The sequence below is a fragment of the Streptomyces sp. NPDC040410 genome (genome assembly GCF_055595715.1).
Genome location: NZ_JBVIVK010000005.1, coordinates 351,332 through 367,954, shown reverse-complemented (window position 1 = coordinate 367,954; position 16,623 = coordinate 351,332). Strand labels below are relative to the sequence as shown.

The following is a 16,623-nucleotide window of genomic DNA, read 5'->3' as shown; positions in this document are numbered from 1 at the left end:
AACGTTACTGACGAAGCCCCCAGCTGCCTCAGCGGACAAGACCCGCCCCGGACCCGTAGTCCGCCCCCGCCTCACCAATTCGCGCGAGTTCTTAGCTGGTGTCACGCGTCACCGGCGGTTGGGCAGTTGGCTGCCCGGCCGTGGCCGCGGTCTGGTCTGGAACGGCGGGCAACCCAGAGGCATCGACGGAGGAGCGGGCCGACTTCGCGATTGCCCGGAGTGGTGCGGCTGGCTTGACGCACGGCCCGTGGGGGCTGTGACGGTCACTCCCTAGCTTCGATCCAGTGCACGCACACCAGATTCTGGCCCCGCAGCTCGTACTTGAGGCAGAGCCGGGCCCGGACCACCGGAGGATTCTCGCCCCGATCACGGAAGCATCCTTCCGCTGTCTCGAGCGGCCTAGCGCGGCAGTACGACGACGTACGCGGCCGGGTCCCGGTCGCAGGACGCCATCAGTGCCGTACGGACCACCGCCGCCTGCTGTGCCATGCCGTCCCGGAGCTTCTTCGGCGTGACGTGGACGACCGTGATGCCCAGCCGCTCCAGGTGCTCGCGTTTGCGGGCGTACTCCGACCACATGGTGTCGTCCTCCTGCCGATGGCCCTGGTGGGGGGCCCGGGTGTCGAGTTCGAGGGCCACCGCCTGTTCCGGCCAGTACGCGTCCAGCCCGCCGAGGTGGGGTCCGCCGGGCAGGCGCAGGTCCACGTTCCACACCGGGTCCGGCAGGCCGTACTCCCGCACCATCCGGTACAGGCGGTCCTCCGCGATCGCGCGGCCCTCGGCCAGCAGGGAGTCCACCGCGTCCACGATGTGCGGGTGCCTCAGCAGCTTCGCCTGGGTCAACTCCCCTACCACCGCGGCCGGTTCGCAGTGACCTGCGCGTACCGCTTCGGTCAGCAGGCGGCGTACTGCGTCCGCGTCCGCCGGTTCGGCCACCGCGTCGGCCAGGGCTCGCGGGACCGGGGCGACCGGCAGGCCGGTGACCTGCTCCGGGGTGGGCAGAGCGGCCGTACGGATGATGTGCGCGCAGCCCGTCGAGCGCAGCCGGCGCAGGCGGGGGACCAGGATGTCGATCCGGTTCAGGGAGGGCAGGGGCGGGGACGAGCTGAAGCCGTGGAGGGTGAGGGCGGCCAGGCCCGTGATCATCGTCTCCGGGTACGCCGGGCGGTGCGGTTCCTCCGCGCCCGGCTGGGCCGGGACGCCGGTCGTCCGCTCCCGCGCCGCGTAGATCAGCACCGCGTGCAGCCGTTCCTCGCTGGTCGGCCGCCCGGGGTGGAGCACGAAGACGCCCGGGAGAATCTGCTGCCAGGGTCCGCCGGGGCGGCAGTGCTCGTTCGTCTCGGCGGCCGAGACTCCGTGGGAGCGGAGCCGGGCGGCCGTCGTCACCCGGCGGTGTACCTCGGCGAGGTGGTGGAGGGGGCGAGGGGAGAGCGGGGTGTTGTGGTTCATGACCCGGAGATTCCCGTGTCCGATCCGCCCTTTAACCGTTGTTACACGCCTGTCGACAAATCCCGACAATCCTGCACTAAAGGACGGGTGTTCGGATGCCGAAAACCCCTGGTCCGTTCGGGTAGGACCAGGGGTTACGGCTTCTATTGCCCGGATTCCGTAACTCCCGCCGTCCCGTCGCACGCCTGCCCCCGCAGTGCCCGCGCCAGGTCGTCCCGTGCCTCCAGCACCAGGCGGCGCAGGGCGGGAGCCGCGTCCTCGTGGGCCGTGAGCCACGCGTCCGTCGCGTCCAGTGTCGCCTGCGAGTCCTGCAGGGACGGGAACAGGCCCTGGACGACGTGCATCGCGATCTGGATCGACCGGTCGGCCCACACCCGCTCGACCGCCGCGAAGTACTTCTCGGCGTACGGCGCGAGCAGCTCCCGCTGCGACGGCCGGCCGAACCCCGCGATCGTCGCCTCGACCAGCGCGTTGGAGAGCGTGTCCGACTCCACCACCTGCGCCCACGCCTGCGCCTTCACCGCCGCGGACGGGCGGGCCGCGAGACAGCGGACCTGGTGGCGCTTGCCGGACGCCGTGTCGTCACGCGCCAGTTCGGCCGCCAGTACGGCTTCGTCCGCGACGCCGTGCGAGGCCAGCGGCTCCAGGAAGGCCCAGCGCAGCTCCTGGTCGACCTCGAGCCCTTCGACCTTCTCCGTGCCCTCCAGCAGGTCCCGCAGCAACCGCAGATCGGCCGGGTCCGAGGCCACCGTCGCGAAGAAGCGCGCCCACGCCAGCTGGTGCTCGCTGCCCGGCCTGGCGTCGCGCAGTTCGCGCAGCGCACCCTCGGCCAGGAGCCGCCCGCCCGTCTCCCGCCAGTCCGGACTCACGTAGTGGACCAGGGCGGAGTTCGCCCACGCGTGCAGCATCTGCAGCACACCGATCCCGGACTCGCGTCCCGCGAACCTCAGCACCAGGCCCACGAAGTCCCGTGCCGGAAGCAGCGCGTCCCGCGTGAGGTTCCACAGCGCCGACCAGCACAGCGCCCGCGCGAGCGGGTCGGTGATGTCGCCCAGGTGCCCCCGCAGTGTCTCCAGGGAGATCTTGTCGAAGCGGATCTTGCAGTACGTCAGGTCGTCGTCGTTGACGAGCACCAGCTCGGGCGCCTGGGCCCCGGCCAGCTCCGGGACGACCGTGCGCGGACCGTCGACGTCCACCTCGGCACGCGCGTACCGCACCAGACGGTCGTCCTCGCGCCGGTAAAGGCCCACCGCCACCCGGTGCGGGCGCAACTCCGGGTGCTCCGCCGGGGCGATCACAGCGCCCTCCTGGAGCACGGCCAGCTCGTCGATCCGGCCCTCCGCGTTCAGCAGCACCTGGGGGGTGAGGGCGTTGACGCCGGCCGTCTGCAGCCACGCCCGCGCCCACGTGGCCATGTCCCGGCCGCTGGTCTCCTCCAGTACGGACAGCAGGTCGCCGAGGCGCGTGTTGCCGTACGCGTTCCGCTTGAAGTAGCGCCGCGCGCCTTCCAGGAACGCGTCCTGGCCGACGTAGGCGACGAGCTGCTTCAGTACGGAAGCCCCCTTCGCGTACGTGATGCCGTCGAAGTTGAGCTTGGCGTCCTGGAGGTCGCGGATGTCGGCCGTGATCGGGTGGGTGGAGGGCAGCTGGTCCGCGCGGTACGCCCACGCCTTGCGCCGGTTGGCGAAGGTGATCCAGCCGTTCTCGAAGCGGGTGGCGCCGACCAGGGAGAACGCGCCCATGAAGTCGGCGAAGGACTCCTTGAGCCAGAGGTCGTCCCACCACTGCATGGTGACGAGGTCGCCGAACCACATGTGGGCCATCTCGTGCAGGACGACGTTCGCCCGGCCCTCGTACGACGCCTGCGTCACCTTCCCGCGGAAGATGAACTCCTCCCGGAAGGTCACAAGGCCCGGGTTCTCCATCGCGCCGAGGTTGTACTCGGGCACGAACGCCTGGTCGTACTTCCCGAACGGATACGGGTAGTCGAAGTGGTCGTGGAAGAAGTCCAGGCCCTGCTTGGTGACGAGGAAGACGTCGTCGGCGTCGAAGTGGGGCGCGAGGCCCTTGCGGCACAGGGCGCCGAGGGGGATCTCCAGGCGGGTGCCGTCCTCGAAGGTGCGCGCGTAGGAGTCGGTCACGTGGTGGTACGGGCCGGCCACCACGCACGTGATGTACGTCGAGATGGGCTTCGTCTCCGCGAACCGCCACACCCCGTCGGCGAGTTCACCGGCCCCGTTGCTCCAGACCGTCCAGCCCTCCGGCGCGCGGACCTCGAAGCGGAACGGGGCCTTGAGGTCCGGCTGTTCGAAGTTGGCGAAGACGCGGCGGGAGTCGGCGGGCTCGTACTGGGTGTAGAGGTAGACCTCGCCGTCCTCGGGGTCGACGAAGCGGTGCAGGCCCTCACCGGTGCGGGAGTAGGCGCACTGGGCGTCGACGATCAGTTCGTTCTCGGCGGCGAGGTCCTCGAGCCGGATGCGGGAGCCGTCGAAGACGGCGCCGGGGTCCAGGTCCTTGCCGTTCAGCGAGACGGCGGTCACGCTCGGCGCGATCAGGTCCGCGAAGCTCGACGCGCCCGGCTCGGCGCAGCGGAAGCGGATCGTGGTCACGGACCGGAAGGCCCGCGGCCCGTCACCGGCCGCGTCGCCCACCGCGGAGCGCAGGTCGAGGGACACGTCGTACCCGTCGACGGACAGCAAAGCGGCCCGCTCCAGGGCTTCGTCGCGGGACAGATTCTCACCGGGCACGGGCGGTCTCCCTCGGGGTGGCGTTCAGCATGTGGACAGCACCGATCCTGCCACGCGCCCCTCAGAGCCCGTGCACCCGGGAATGGCGTGGTGACCGCTGGTGTTGCCGCGTGAAACGGCCGTATTCCTAGGAGAACCATGTCCGACACCGAGACCGCCTCCGCCAAGACTCCCGTCGACTTCTGGTTCGACCCGCTGTGCCCCTGGGCCTGGATGACCTCCCGATGGGTGCTGGAAGTGGAGAAGGTCCGGGACATCGAGGTCCGCTGGCACATCATGAGCCTGGCGGTGCTGAACGAGAACCGGATCGACGAGCTCCCCGAGGCGTACCGGGAGATGCTCGCGACCAAGGCGTGGAAGCCGGTACGCGTGGTGACCGCGGCCTGGCAGAAGCACGGCGCCGACGTCCTCGGCCCCCTCTACACCGCGCTCGGCACCCGCATCCACAACCAGGGCGAGGGCCCGACCGTCGAGGCGATAGCCGGCGCCCTGGCGGACGTCGGGCTGCCCGCCGACCTGATCGGCTACGCCGACCAGGAGGACTTCGAGTTCGACGCCGAGCTGCGCGCCTCCCACAAGGAGGGCATCGAGAAGGTCGGCCAGGACGTCGGCACCCCGGTCATCGCCGTCCCGGGCCCCGACGGCGAGCAGATCGCCTTCTTCGGCCCGGTCGTCACCCCCGCCCCCAAGGGCGAGGAGGCGGCGAGGCTGTGGGACGGCACCCTCGCCGTCGCCTCCGTCCCCGGCTTCTACGAGATCAAGCGCACGCGGACCAAGGGACCGGACTTCAGCAACCTCTGAGCGCCGCGCGGGGTCACTCCGGGGCGGGAATGCGGAACTCCTCCGGCAGGCTCGCCCCGTCCGCCTTCTTGTACCAGCGCTGGAACCGCAGACAGCCGACGGCGGTACAGCGCCAGTAGTCGTGCACGTAGTCCCCTTCCACGAGCCCCTTGACGGCCGTCTTCTCAGTGGCCGTCAAGGGCCGGAAGTCCTGCATGCCGCCGCAGTTGCGGCAGTCCAGGTACTTGGTCACGCATTCCTCCGCTCAGCGCCGCACCCTGCTCCGGGCCTCGGCCAGCCTCTCCAGGTGTTCCTCGTATCCCTTCGCGTAGTACGCGGCCCGCCCGGCGTCCGGTTCGACGACCGCCGTCGGCCGCGTCCACGCGGAGGCGGCCAGCGCGACCCCGTACCGCTCGGCCGCCGCAAGCACCGCGCCCCGCGCACCCACCTCGCCCTCGACGACCCGCAGCGGCCGCCCGAGCACGTCGGCGAGCAGCCGCATCCAGGCCGGGCTCCGGGTGCCGCCGCCGCAGACGGCGAGCGAGCCGGTCAGGCCGGCCGCCTCCAGACAGTGGCGGGCCGCGTAGCCGATGCCCTCGCAGACACCGCGCACCAGGTCGGCCCGCGTCGACTCCAGTGAGATGCCGGTGAGTTCGGCGCGCAGGCCCGGTGCCACGAACGGCGCCCGCTCGCCCGACGGCGCGAAGTACGGCAGCACGCGCACCCCGTGCGCGCCCGGCGGGGTCGCGGCGAGCAGGCCGTCCACCTCCTCGTGCAGCACGCCCGTCGTCGACAGCACCCAGTCCAGCGCGGCGGTGCCGACCATGGCGGGCATGGCGCGCAGCCGGTGACCCGGCCGGCCGGTGGAGATGTACAGGCCGGCCGGCTCGCCGGACAGGTCCAGGTCGGCGGTCGCGACGAGGGCGGCAAGGCAGGTGCCGACGATGAGGAGCCCGTCGCCGGGCGAGGTGACCCCGGCGCCGAGGGCGCAGGCCGGCAGGTCGTAGGGGCCGTTCGCGAGCCTGGTGCCGGGCGGCAGTCCCTCGCCGCGCGCTTCGCCCGTGGCCAGGGGATCGCTGACGGGGGCGAGCAGACCGCGCCGGTGGGTCAGGCCCAGGAGCTCCACCACCCGGTTGTCGTACGTCCGCGTCCTCGGGTCGAGGAAAGGCATCGACGCGTCCGACACGTCCGTCGCGGCCCGCGCTCCCGTCAGCCGCCGGAACACCATGTCCTTGCAGTAGAGCGCCTTCGCCGCGGCGTCCAGGGACTTCGGTTCGTGGCTGTCCAGCCAGGCCAGCAGCGGGCCGGGGCAGCCCGGGAACATGGCGCTCCCGGTGCGGCGGAACACCGTCTCGAACGTGCCGTCCGCCAGCCACCGGTCGAGCAGTTCGTGGGCCCTCCCGTCCATCCAGGAGACCGCCGCGCGCACCGGACGGCCCTCCTCGTCCACCAGCCACACGCCGTCGCCCTGTCCGGTCAGCCCGGCCAGCTCGACCGGCTCCGGCACGCGCGAGGTCAGCTCGTCGAGGACGGCGACGACGGAGCCGTACACCTCCTCCATGTCCTGCTCGGCGAACCCGCCGTGCAGGGCGAGGCCCACCGGGCGGGCCGCGACGGCCAGTTCACGGCCCGTGCCGTCGAAGGCCGCTGCCTTCACCACGGACGTGCCCACGTCGATCCCGACGTACATGCCGGCCTCCTCAGGTGTCGGATCCCGCAGGGCCCGTACGCAGTCAACAGAGGGTGTAACGGTCCAAGTCGGGCGTCAATCCCTCGCGCAGGCGAAAACCTCGGGGCAGAGTGATCGGGGTGCGGAGTCAGAGGGTGACGGCCCGGGGCGCGACGCGTGGGAGGTGCGGATGGCGGACGAACACGAGGACGGGGGCGAGGCGTGGCTGGGGATCGACCTGGGCACGCAGAGCGTCCGAGCGCTGCTCGTCGCCGGGGGCGGTGCGGTCCTCGGCGCCGGCTCGGTCCCCCTGGCCGGGCGACGCGACGGGGTGCGGCACGAGCAGGACCCGGGCGCCTGGTGGGAGGCGGTCCGCGGCGCGTGCCGGGCCGCCCTCGCGGAACGCCCGCCCGTCCGGATCGGAGGCCTGGCGGTGTGCGGCACGTCCGGGACGGTGCTGCTCACGGACCGCTCGGGCCGGCCGGTGACCCCGGCGCTGATGTACGACGACGGGCGTGCGTCGGCTCACACGGCGCGGCTGCGGTCGGCGGGGCTCCTGGTGCAGGACAGCTGGGGGCTGCCGAAGGCGCTGTGGCTCGTCGACGCATACGCACCCGGACGGCTCGCCCACCAGCCCGACGTGATCACCGCGCGTCTCGTCGGCAGGCCCGTGCCGACCGACTCCAGCCACGCCCTCAAGACGGCGTACGACCTGGAGCGCGACGCCTGGCCGGACGTCCCCGGACTGCCCGTGGGTGCGCTGCCCGACGTCGTACGCCCCGGCACGCGCCTCGGCGAGGTCTGCCCGGCCGCCGCGGAGGCCACCGGCGTCCCGGCGGGCACCCCCGTCGTCGCCGGGATGACGGACGGCTGCGCGGCCCAGATCGCCGCGGGAGCGCTGCGGCCCGGCGCCTGGAACTCGGTGCTCGGTACGACCCTCGTGCTCAAGGGAGTCTCCGCCGCGCCCCTCCGGGACGCCACGGGCGTCGTCTACAACCACCGTTCACCGGACGGGACCTGGCTGCCCGGCGGGGCGTCCAGCGTGGGCGCGGGCGCACTCACGGCGGCCTTCGCCGGTGCCGACCCGGCCGCGATGGACGCGCGGGCGGCCGCGTTCGAACCGTCCGGCGCGGTCGCCTACCCGCTGGTTTCGCCGGGCGAGCGGTTCCCGTTCCTGGCCCCGGACGCCACCGCCTTCGTCCTCGGTGAGCCGGCCTGCGACGCCGACCGGTGGGCGGCACTGCTCCAGGGCGTCGGGCTCACGGAGCGCCTGTGCCTCGACTATCTGCACCACCTGGGCGCCCCGCCGGCCGGGACGCTCACCTTCACCGGGGGCGGCGCCCGCAGCGCGTACTGGAACCACCTGCGCGCCGACATCCTGGGCCTCCCTGCCCGTGTGCCGGAACAGACCGAACCGGCCCTCGGCATGGCGGCGCTCGCCGCCTACGGCACGGGTCGGGCGCCGACGCTCGCGGACGCCGCCGAGCGCATGGTCCGCATCCGTACGGTCGTCGAACCCCGCCCAGGCCGTACGGCGCTGTTCGCGGAACCGTACGCCCGCCTCGTCGGCGAACTGGAGAAGCGCGGGTGGCTGCCGGCGCCGGTCGCGGCGCACGCACGCGCGCGCATGGACCGGGATACTGCCGGTTCATGACTACGACCCTGCTGCTGGCCCGCCACGGGCAGACCGTATGGCACGCCGAGAACAGGTACGCCGGTGTCAGCGACGTCCCCCTCACCGAGACGGGCCGCGCCCAGGCCGAGGCCCTCGGCCGCTGGGCCGCCGCGCACCCCGCGGACGCGATCTGGACCTCTCCGGTGTCCCGGGCCGTCGTCACCGCGGAGCCCGCCTGCCGCGCCCTCGGGCTCACCCCGCACCGCGAACCCGACCTGCGGGAGTGTGACTTCGGGGTGGTCGAGGGGCGTACGCTCGCCGAGTTCGCCGCCGAGGACCCGGAGCGTGCCGCGGCCTTCCGCGCCGATCCGGCGGCTCACCCCTTCCCCGGCGCGGAGGACCCGCTGGCCGCGGCCGCACGGGGCGCCGCCGCCCTGCGCCGCATCGCCGCCGCCCACCCCGGCGAGCGGGTCCTGGTCGTCGCCCACAACACCCTGCTGCGCCTGGTCCTGTGCACGCTCCTGTCGGTCCCGCCGGGGGAATACCGCCGCGTCTTCCCGCAGCTGCGCAACGCGGCCGTCACCGAACTCCGCATGGAGGGAGGATGCGCCGGCCTCGTCTCGCTCAACGTGCCGTGCGAGACAGCCGAGTTGTAGGACAGGCACTGCCGCGCAGGGGGGCGGCCCCGCGAGTCACGTCCTCGCGGGGCCGCCCCTTTTCTCCGCCTGCCCGGTGAACGGTGAGAAGACGATCACGAGGCAGGACACCCGGAGGGCGCTCAGGGCGCCAGCAGCAGCACGTCCGCTCGCGACCTGGCGGCCTCGTAACGCCGTGCCACGTCCTGCCAGTTGACGACCTGCCACATCGCTTCGACGAAGTCCGCCTTCTGGTTCCTGTACTGCAGGTAGAAGGCGTGCTCCCAGGCGTCGAAGACCAGGACCGGCACCGAGCCCTGGCCGACGTTGCCCTGGTGGTCGTACACCTGCTCGACGACGAGCCGGCCACTCAGCGGCTCGTACGCGAGAACGCCCCAGCCGGAGCCCTGCGTGGTCGCCGCGGCCTTGGAGAGCTGGACCTTGAAGGCGGCGAACGAGCCGAAGGACTCGGCGATCGCGTCCGCGAGCTCGCCCGCACCGTCGGCCGCCAGTGGCTCGCCGCCGCCGTCGCCGGTCATGTTCTGCCAGTAGACCGAGTGCAGGATGTGCCCGGACAGATGGAAGGCCAGGTTCCTCTCCAGGCCGTTGATCGAGCCCCACTGCTCCTTGTCCCGCGCCTCGGCAAGCTGCTCCAGGGTGTCGTTGGCGCCCTTCACATACGCGGCGTGGTGCTTGCCGTGGTGCAGCTCGACGATCTCTGGGCTGATCACGGGCGCGAGTGCGGAGTAGTCGTACGGCAGTTCAGGAAGCGTGTAGACGGGCATGCGGGTCCCCTCCGAGCTCTTATTGCAAAAGGCTTGCAACTACACGTTAGCAACAAGAAGCCGTTCAAGAGCAACAAGAAGGCCCTCACGTGTCCCACGTGAGGGCCTTCCGGTGGCCGGTGGCCGAGATGTGTCAGGCCTTGGTGCGTGCCTTCTGGACGAAGATCGCCGCCATGCCCGCCGGCGCCGCCCGGAGCCCGGTACGGATGTGGTTACGCCGCCACGGAGGTGTAGTGCGACGCGTCCCCCTCGATCGAGTAGCTCTCCTTGCCCTCGATGCCGACCGGAATGTCACCGGCGGCGGTCACCCGGTGCAGGCGGCGCGACAGCCCGTCGTAGTTGTCGACCGCGTAGTGCTGGGTGATGCGGTTGTCGAACAGGACGAGCTGGTTCGGGGACCAGCGGTGGCGCAGGATGTTCTCCGGCCGGGTCACGTAGGCCTGGAGCAGGTCGAGAAGCTTGCGGGACTCGGCGACCGGCAGGCCCACGATGCGCTGCGCGAACCCGCCGATGAACAGCCCGCGCTCGCCGGTCAGCGGGTGGACGCGGACGACCGGGTGGGCGGTGCGGTACTTGATGGACGTGAACTGGGCGCGCTGGGCGGCCCGCTCCTCGTCGAGCGCCTCCTCCGGTACGGCGTAGTCGTAGTCGTTGGTGTGCTCGGCCCACAGCGTGTCCGCCAGCTGCCGCAGCGGTTCCGGCAGGTCCCGGTAGGCGGCGGCGGAGCTGGCGATCAGGGTCTCGCCGCCGTACGGCGGGACCGTGATGCTGCGCAGGGTGCTGGCCTGCGGCGGGTTGAGGACGAAGGTGACGTCCGTGTGCCAGTGGTTGGCGGCGCGGCCGCGCTCGCTGTCGACGGGCAGCACGTTCGGCACGCCGTCGATCGAGGGCACGGTCGGGTGGGCCGTGGTGACGTCGCCGAAGTGACGGACGAAGGCCTGCTGGCCCTCGTCGTCCAGGTTCACGTCGTCGAACACCAGGGCCTTGTGGACGTTGAGCGCCTCGCGAAGGGCGGCGACGGTCTCCTCGTCGAGCGGCCCGGAGATGTCGGCGCCCAGCACCTGGGCGCCGATCTTCGCGGTGACCTTGCGGATCTCGATGGTCATGGGGAGGTCCTTTCAGACTCGGGCGAGTGCCGGGGTGATGTGCTGGTTGGCGGGGCGCGGGAGGCCGTACCTCTCCCGCAGGGTCTGGCGCGGGCCGTACTCGCCGCGGAGCAGACCGCGGGCGCGCAGGATCGGGACGACCTGGTCGACGAAGGTCTCCAGGCCGGACGGCAGGACGGCCGGCATGATGTTGAAGCCGTCGGCGGCCCCGAGCGTGAACCACCGCTCGATCGCGTCGGCGACCTGCTCGGGCGTACCGGCGAAGGTGAGGTGCCCGCGCCCGCCGCCGAGCCGCCCGATCAGCTGCCGCACGGTGAGGCGCTCGCGCCGGGCCAGTTCCACCACGAGCGTGTAGCGGCTCTTCGCGCCCTCGATCGCGCTCTCCGGAGGCAGGTCGGCGGGGAGCCGGGCGTCCAGCTCCAGGGTCCCCGGCGCCAGTTGCAGCAGGCTCTCCAGCCGCTCCACCCCGTGCGTGTACACGATGTGGTCCTCCAGGACCTGTTCGGCCGCCCGCGCCTCGGCCTCGGTCGACCCGATGACCGGGACGATGCCGGGCAGCACCCTGATGTGCTCGGGGTTCCGGCCGGCCGCCGCCGTACGGGCCTTCAGATCGGCGTAGAAGGCCTGCGCGTCGGCCAGCGTCTGCTGTGCGGTGAACACCGCCTCCGCGTACCGGGCCGCGAACCGCTTGCCGTCGTCCGAGGAGCCCGCCTGCACGAGCAGCGGGTATCCCTGGGGCGTACGGGGGACGTTGAGCGCGCCCTCGACGCTGAAGTACGTCCCCTTGTGCCGTGGCGGGTGGATCTTGGCGTCGTCGCCCCACGTCCCGGACGCCTTGTCGGCGACGATCGCGTCGTCCTCCCAGCTGTCCCAGAGCTTGAGGGCCACGTCGAGGAACTCGGCCGCCCGGGCGTACCGGTCGGCGTGGGCGGGCTCGGCGTCGAGGCCGAAGTTGCGGGCGGCCTCCGCACCGGCGGTGGTGACGATGTTCCAGCCCGCCCGGCCGCCGCTGACGATGTCCAGGGAGGCGAACTTTCGGGCCAGGTTGTAGGGGGAGTTGTAGGAGGTGGAGGCGGTGGCGATCAGGCCGATGTGTTCCGTGGCCGTCGCCAGGGCGGTGAGCAGGGTGAGCGGCTCCAGCGCCCCGGCGGGCCGCTGGGCGACGTTGCCCCACAGCTGCGGGCCGTCGGCGAGGAAGAGCGAGTCGAAGGTGCCGCGTTCGGCGATGCGGGCGAGAGCCACGTAGTGGGCCAGGTCCACATGGGCGTACGGGTCGCTCTCCGGCAGCCGCCACGACGCCTCGTGGTGGCCGGTGTTCATCAGGAACGCGTTGAGGTGGAGTTGCCGGGTCATGCGGTGTCCTTTGCTTCGGACAGGGGACGGAGGGTGACTTGCGAGCGCCGGTTCGGACTCTTCGGCCCGTCCGGCGGTTGAGGACGAGGCCCGTTCAGGGCAGCGGGGATCCGGGAGCGGCAGCCCCCGGACGACGGTCTCGGCAGCCGGCGGTCACCCGACGTCCTCTGTGACGCCGAGGGCGCTGAGCAACCGCTCCCGGTACTCGCCCAGCAGCGGGTCCCGGTAGGAGCGCGGATGCGGGCGCTCGATGGTGAGGTCGAGACCGATGCGGCCCTTTTCGAGCACGAGCACCCGGTCGGCGAGCACGATCGCCTCGTCCACGTCGTGGGTGACGAGGAGGACCGACGGCCGGTGGCGTTCCCACAGCTCCCTGAGCAGGGCGTGCATCTTGATCCGGGTGAGGGCGTCCAGCGCACCGAACGGCTCGTCGGCGAGGAGCAGTTCCGGCTCGCGGACCAGCGACCGGGCCAGGGCGGCGCGCTGCGCCTCCCCGCCGGACAGCTCGCTGGGCCAGGCGCGCTCGCGGCCGGCGAGACCCACCTCGGCGAGCGCGTCGCGGGCCCTCCGCTCCGCCTCCTTGCCGTCGAGGCCGAGCAGCACGTTCGCGAGGACGCGCCGCCAGGGCAGCAGCCTGGAGTCCTGGAAGACGACGGACACCCGTTCCGGTGCCGTGAGCTGTCCGCTGCCGGCGACCTCGTGATCGAGGCCCGCGACCGCGCGCAGCAGCGTGCTCTTGCCGGAGCCGCTGTGCCCGAGCAGGGCGGTGAACTGTCCGGCCGGGAGGTCGAGGTCGATGCCGTCGAGGACCGTGCGGCCGTCGAACGACCGGCTCAGACCCCGGAGTTGGACCGCCGGCCGGGTCAGCTGCTCAGTGTGCGCCGCCATGACAGCACCCTCCGTTCGATGAGACGGACCGCGCTGTCGGAGGCCAGGCCGAAGATGCCGTAGACGACGAGGCCGACGAGGATGACGTCGCTCTGGCCGTAGTTCTGGGCCTGGAACATCATGTAGCCGAGTCCGCTGGTGGCGTTGATCTGCTCCAGGACGACCAGGCCCAGCCAGGAGCCGGTCACCCCGAGCCGCAGGCCGACGAAGAAGCCGGGCAGCGCGCCGGGGATGACGATCTGCCGGATGAACTGGAACCTGGACAGGCCCTGCACCTCGGCGAGTTCGACGAACCGGTGGTCGATGCCGGACAGCGCGGCGTGTGTGTTGAGGTAGATCGGGATGTAGACGACGATGGCGATGATCGCGATCTTGAAGGCCTCGCCGATGCCCAGCCAGAGGATGAACAGCGGGATCAGACCGAGGGTCGGGATCGCCCGGTTGAGGTTCACCGTCCCGTCGATCAGCGCCTCGCCCGTCCGGCTGAGCCCGGACGCCAGTGCGAGGGCGATGCCGACGCTCAGTCCGATCGCGAAGCCGGACCCGGCCCGCTGGAGCGAGGTCAGGATGTCGCTCTGCAGCGTCCCGTCGGTCCACAGGTGACCGCCGGTCTCCAGCACCGTCCAGGGAGCGGGGATCGCGGCCGGGTCGAGTTGTCCGGCGGCGGAGGCGGCGGCCCACAGGGCGAGGAACAGGGCCGGGCCGACGAGCCGGGAGGCGGGCAGACGCCTGCCGGGGGAGAGCCGGCGGCGCCTGCGGACCCGGGTGCCCTCCTCGGGTGCGGCGACGGGTGCGGCGACGGTCGTGGTGGCTGTGGTGGTGGTCATGGCGGTCACCTCCGGTACTCCGCCGGTACGGCCTTCGCGGCGATGCCCTCGAAGCGGTGGTCGAAGAGCGAGCCGACGTCGAACCTCTTCACGAAGCCGCCCTCCGCGAGCAGGTCGGCGGTCTCCTGCTCCCACTTGATGGCTTCGTCCCAACTGGGCGAGAACAGCGGCTTGTTGGCGAGCGCGCTGATCGACTTCGCCTGGGCGAGGGTCAGGTTCTGCGTCTTGACGTAGAACTCCTCGTTCCAGATGTCCGGGTTCTCGTACGCCCACACCTGGCCCTTGGCCCAGAACGGGATGTACGCGGCGACCGCGGCGGCCTTCGCGGAGTCGTTCAGGACGGAGGCCGGCGCCCACAGCAGGTTGAGCAGGTCCACCACGTCCGTGGTGATGGTGCGGGCGCCCTTGGACCCGTACTGCGCCAGATAGGCGGGCGCCTGGGTGTTGCCGAGCGGGGCGATGTCCACCTGGCCCGACTGCAGGGCGGTGAGGAACTGGTTGCTGGTCAGCGGGACGAGCCTCACCTCGTCGTACTTCAGCCCGGCCCGCTTCAGCGCCCGCAGCAGGACGACACCCTGCGCCTGGCCCTGCGAGAAGGCGAGCTTCTTCCCCTTGAAGTCGGCGACCGAGCGGATGTCGCTGCCCGGCTTGGTGGCGAAGACGTAGTTGGGCTTACGGGTGATGTTGATCGCCACGATCTTCGCGTCGTAACCCTGGAAATGGGCCTGGATGGGCGGGATGCCCGCGTTGTTGGCGAGGTCCAGGGACTTGGCGCGGAAGGCGTTGATGACATCGGGACCGGCGCCGATGTTCGCCCAGCTGCTGACCTTGAAGGGCAGTTCGCCCAGCTTTGCCAGCTTGAACTGGAGCTGCTGGGTGTTCTGGAACGAGGCGATCTTCAGGCTCGTACCGGCCGGGACCTTGTCGGCCAGGGGGGCGGTCGAAGCGCCCTTGGCCGTGGTGGAGGCGCTGCTCTCGGCGCAGCCGCTCAGTCCGGCCGCGGCGGCGGTGACGCCGAGCAGAGAGGTCAGGAACAGCCGGCGGTCGAGACCGGAGGCAGGCAGGGATGGCATGGGGAATTCTCCGTAAGCCGAAGTGACGGTAATGCGCGCGCAATTCCGGGCAGGGAAAAGCCGGATGTGGAGAATGGGCGCGTACGGGGCGCAAAAAGGGGCACGCGCGCAGCGGGCGCGGCAATGTGGCGCCGACGGAACGCCGGCGAAAACTGACAGAACGTCAGTGCGTCAACGTGTCAGCAACAGAGGGTGCGACAGCTCGTGAGCAGCATGAACATGATTTTCCGGTCTCCCGCAATGCCTGTCAACATTCGGAGTTTCTGAATTAAGTCAGCTCAGGTGAGGTGCCGAGCGGATCCCGGTAGAGAACGTCGAGGGCCACCGTTCCACCCGCCACGGCGAGTACGGAATCCGTGAAACTCGTCGGCAGCACGGCCGGCGCCCGATCGGCTCCGACGGATTCCCGCAACGCGGCCAGGCAGTCCTCCCGGTGCATCACACCGATTTCCGTGACGACGACCGTCTCCGGATTGAGGATGTCGAGCAGCAGCTCCGCCGCCCGCCCCACCATCCGGGCCCGTTCCACCAGCAGCCGCTCGGCCACCGCGTCGCCGCCCGCCGCCGCGTCGAGCACATGCATCGGGTTCGCTCCGTCGACGATGCCCGCCTCCCGGGCCCGCAGGCACAGCGTCCGCTCGCTCAGCTCGGCCTGGAGGCAGCCGGCGCGCCCGCAGTCGCACGGCTGGGTGCCCCCGGGCAACGGCAGATGGGCGATCGCCCCGGCCTGCGAGCGGGGTCCGTGGTGCACCTCGTCGTTGGTCGCGAACGCCGCGTCGACCACGTTGCCGACGAACAGGTGCAGCACGCTCCGGCTGCCCCGCGCCCGCCCGAACAGCCGCTCCGCGTTGACCAACGCCCGTGCGTGCCCGTCCACATGGACCGGCAGCCCGGTGTGCGCACCGAGCGCCTCGCGCACCGCCACGTCCCGCCAGTCCAGCAGCGGATGTTCGACGACGGTCCCGGAGTCCCGGTCCACCCAGCCGCCGACCGCCACGCCGACGCCCAGCGGCCGGCAGCCCGGCGCTCCGTCCAGCAGGTCCGCAAGCCCGTCGGCGGCCCGCCCCAACACCCCGGCGGGGTCAGTGCGTTCGTGCTTCAGCCGCCGCTCCGCCACCACCCGCCCGCGCAGATCGAGCAGAGCTACCGTGGTGTAGGGCACGGCCACATGGACGCCGCCCACGACGAACCGTGAGTCGTCCAGGTCGACGGGTACATGCGGCCGCCCCACCCCGTTCGAACGGCGCGGCGCGGCGGACTCCCGGATGAGCCCGGCCTCGGCGAAGCGCGCGCAGTAGTCCGTCACCGACGCCGGGGACAGCCCGGTCAGCCGGGCGATGGTGCTGCGCGCGACCGGCCCGTGTTCCAGCACGGACCGCAGGACGACACTGGCACTGGTGCGGCGCCGGTCGCTGTCGGCGGCGCGGGGGACGGGGGAGCGGGAAACAGGGGGGACGGGGGAGCGGGAAACAGGGGAGGGGGAAGTGAGCGTGGGTGCCGTCATGGCGATCATCCTCTGGAACGGGTCCGACACTGCGTCTCGTGTGTCGAGGCGCACCGGATCCGCTCCGCCCGCCTCGCTACCGGAGGTGACAGGCGGCCGTGCTCACGCGTCGCAGGTCGACGTGGCGACGCGACGAGAAGTTCAGGGCCTGGGCAACCATGCGCTCGAAGCTAGCAAACGGGTCCACCGCTG

The 16,623-nt window shown here is 71.7% G+C and carries 15 protein-coding genes; 3 read left to right on the top strand and 12 right to left on the bottom strand.

The window, feature by feature from the left end; all coding sequences use genetic code 11:
• Nucleotides 1-399 precede the first annotated feature (399 nt).
• Nucleotides 400-1,449 (bottom strand): hypothetical protein, encoded by a 1,050-nt coding sequence (locus tag ACZ562_RS13900; RefSeq protein WP_471177698.1) that lies wholly within the window; start codon nt 1,447-1,449, stop codon nt 400-402.
• A 143-nt stretch (nt 1,450-1,592) separates the two neighbouring features.
• Nucleotides 1,593-4,196, bottom strand: a complete 2,604-nt coding sequence (pepN, locus tag ACZ562_RS13895; protein WP_471177695.1) for an aminopeptidase N — start codon at nt 4,194-4,196, stop codon at nt 1,593-1,595.
• A gap of 138 nt (nt 4,197-4,334) precedes the next feature.
• Here pepN and ACZ562_RS13890 point away from each other — a divergent pair, with 138 nt between their 5' ends.
• Nucleotides 4,335-4,997, top strand: coding sequence for a mycothiol-dependent nitroreductase Rv2466c family protein (locus tag ACZ562_RS13890; RefSeq protein ID WP_471177693.1), 663 nt, complete (start codon nt 4,335-4,337; stop codon nt 4,995-4,997).
• Nucleotides 4,998-5,010: 13 nt separating this feature from the next.
• Here ACZ562_RS13890 and ACZ562_RS13885 read toward each other — a convergent pair whose 3' ends face one another.
• Nucleotides 5,011-5,229 (bottom strand): hypothetical protein, encoded by a 219-nt coding sequence (locus tag ACZ562_RS13885; protein ID WP_471177690.1) that lies wholly within the window; start codon nt 5,227-5,229, stop codon nt 5,011-5,013.
• A 12-nt stretch (nt 5,230-5,241) separates the two neighbouring features.
• Nucleotides 5,242-6,666, bottom strand: a complete 1,425-nt coding sequence (locus tag ACZ562_RS13880; protein ID WP_471177687.1) for an FGGY family carbohydrate kinase — start codon at nt 6,664-6,666, stop codon at nt 5,242-5,244.
• Nucleotides 6,667-6,835: 169 nt separating this feature from the next.
• Here ACZ562_RS13880 and ACZ562_RS13875 point away from each other — a divergent pair, with 169 nt between their 5' ends.
• Both ACZ562_RS13875 and ACZ562_RS13870 read left to right on the top strand, forming a co-directional pair.
• A complete protein-coding gene (locus ACZ562_RS13875) occupies nt 6,836-8,299 on the top strand; it encodes an FGGY-family carbohydrate kinase (protein ID WP_471177685.1) in 1,464 nt (487 codons plus the stop codon).
• Nucleotides 8,296-8,916 (top strand): histidine phosphatase family protein, encoded by a 621-nt coding sequence (locus tag ACZ562_RS13870; RefSeq protein WP_471177682.1) that lies wholly within the window; start codon nt 8,296-8,298, stop codon nt 8,914-8,916. The genes ACZ562_RS13875 and ACZ562_RS13870 overlap by 4 nt, the downstream gene beginning before the upstream one ends.
• A 122-nt stretch (nt 8,917-9,038) precedes the next feature.
• Here ACZ562_RS13870 and ACZ562_RS13865 read toward each other — a convergent pair whose 3' ends face one another.
• The 8 genes from ACZ562_RS13865 to ACZ562_RS13830 form a co-directional block, all read right to left on the bottom strand.
• Complete coding sequence (locus tag ACZ562_RS13865; RefSeq protein WP_471177680.1) at nt 9,039-9,680, bottom strand: superoxide dismutase; 642 nt, start codon at nt 9,678-9,680, stop codon at nt 9,039-9,041.
• 212 nt (nt 9,681-9,892) lie between these two features.
• The gene (locus ACZ562_RS13860) at nt 9,893-10,786 is read right to left on the bottom strand and encodes a TauD/TfdA dioxygenase family protein (RefSeq protein WP_471177677.1); all 894 of its coding nucleotides are present in this window, start codon (nt 10,784-10,786) and stop codon (nt 9,893-9,895) included.
• 12 nt (nt 10,787-10,798) lie between these two features.
• Nucleotides 10,799-12,139 carry an LLM class flavin-dependent oxidoreductase gene (locus tag ACZ562_RS13855; RefSeq protein WP_471177675.1) on the bottom strand — a complete coding sequence of 447 codons (1,341 nt, stop codon included), beginning with the start codon at nt 12,137-12,139 and terminating at the stop codon, nt 10,799-10,801.
• 153 nt (nt 12,140-12,292) lie between these two features.
• Nucleotides 12,293-13,027 (bottom strand): ABC transporter ATP-binding protein, encoded by a 735-nt coding sequence (locus ACZ562_RS13850; protein ID WP_471177672.1) that lies wholly within the window; start codon nt 13,025-13,027, stop codon nt 12,293-12,295.
• The gene (locus ACZ562_RS13845; protein WP_471177670.1) at nt 13,003-13,854 is read right to left on the bottom strand and encodes an ABC transporter permease; all 852 of its coding nucleotides are present in this window, start codon (nt 13,852-13,854) and stop codon (nt 13,003-13,005) included. Before ACZ562_RS13845 ends, ACZ562_RS13850 begins: the two co-directional genes overlap by 25 nt.
• Nucleotides 13,855-13,859: 5 nt before the next feature.
• Nucleotides 13,860-14,927: an ABC transporter substrate-binding protein gene (locus ACZ562_RS13840; RefSeq protein WP_471177667.1), complete on the bottom strand. Its 1,068-nt coding sequence runs from the start codon at nt 14,925-14,927 to the stop codon at nt 13,860-13,862.
• A 268-nt stretch (nt 14,928-15,195) separates the two neighbouring features.
• Nucleotides 15,196-16,431 (bottom strand): ROK family protein, encoded by a 1,236-nt coding sequence (locus ACZ562_RS13835; RefSeq protein WP_471177665.1) that lies wholly within the window; start codon nt 16,429-16,431, stop codon nt 15,196-15,198.
• Between the two features lie 76 nt (nt 16,432-16,507).
• The gene (locus ACZ562_RS13830) at nt 16,508-16,591 is read right to left on the bottom strand and encodes a putative leader peptide (RefSeq protein WP_471177886.1); all 84 of its coding nucleotides are present in this window, start codon (nt 16,589-16,591) and stop codon (nt 16,508-16,510) included.
• Between the last annotated feature and the right edge of the window lie 32 nt (nt 16,592-16,623).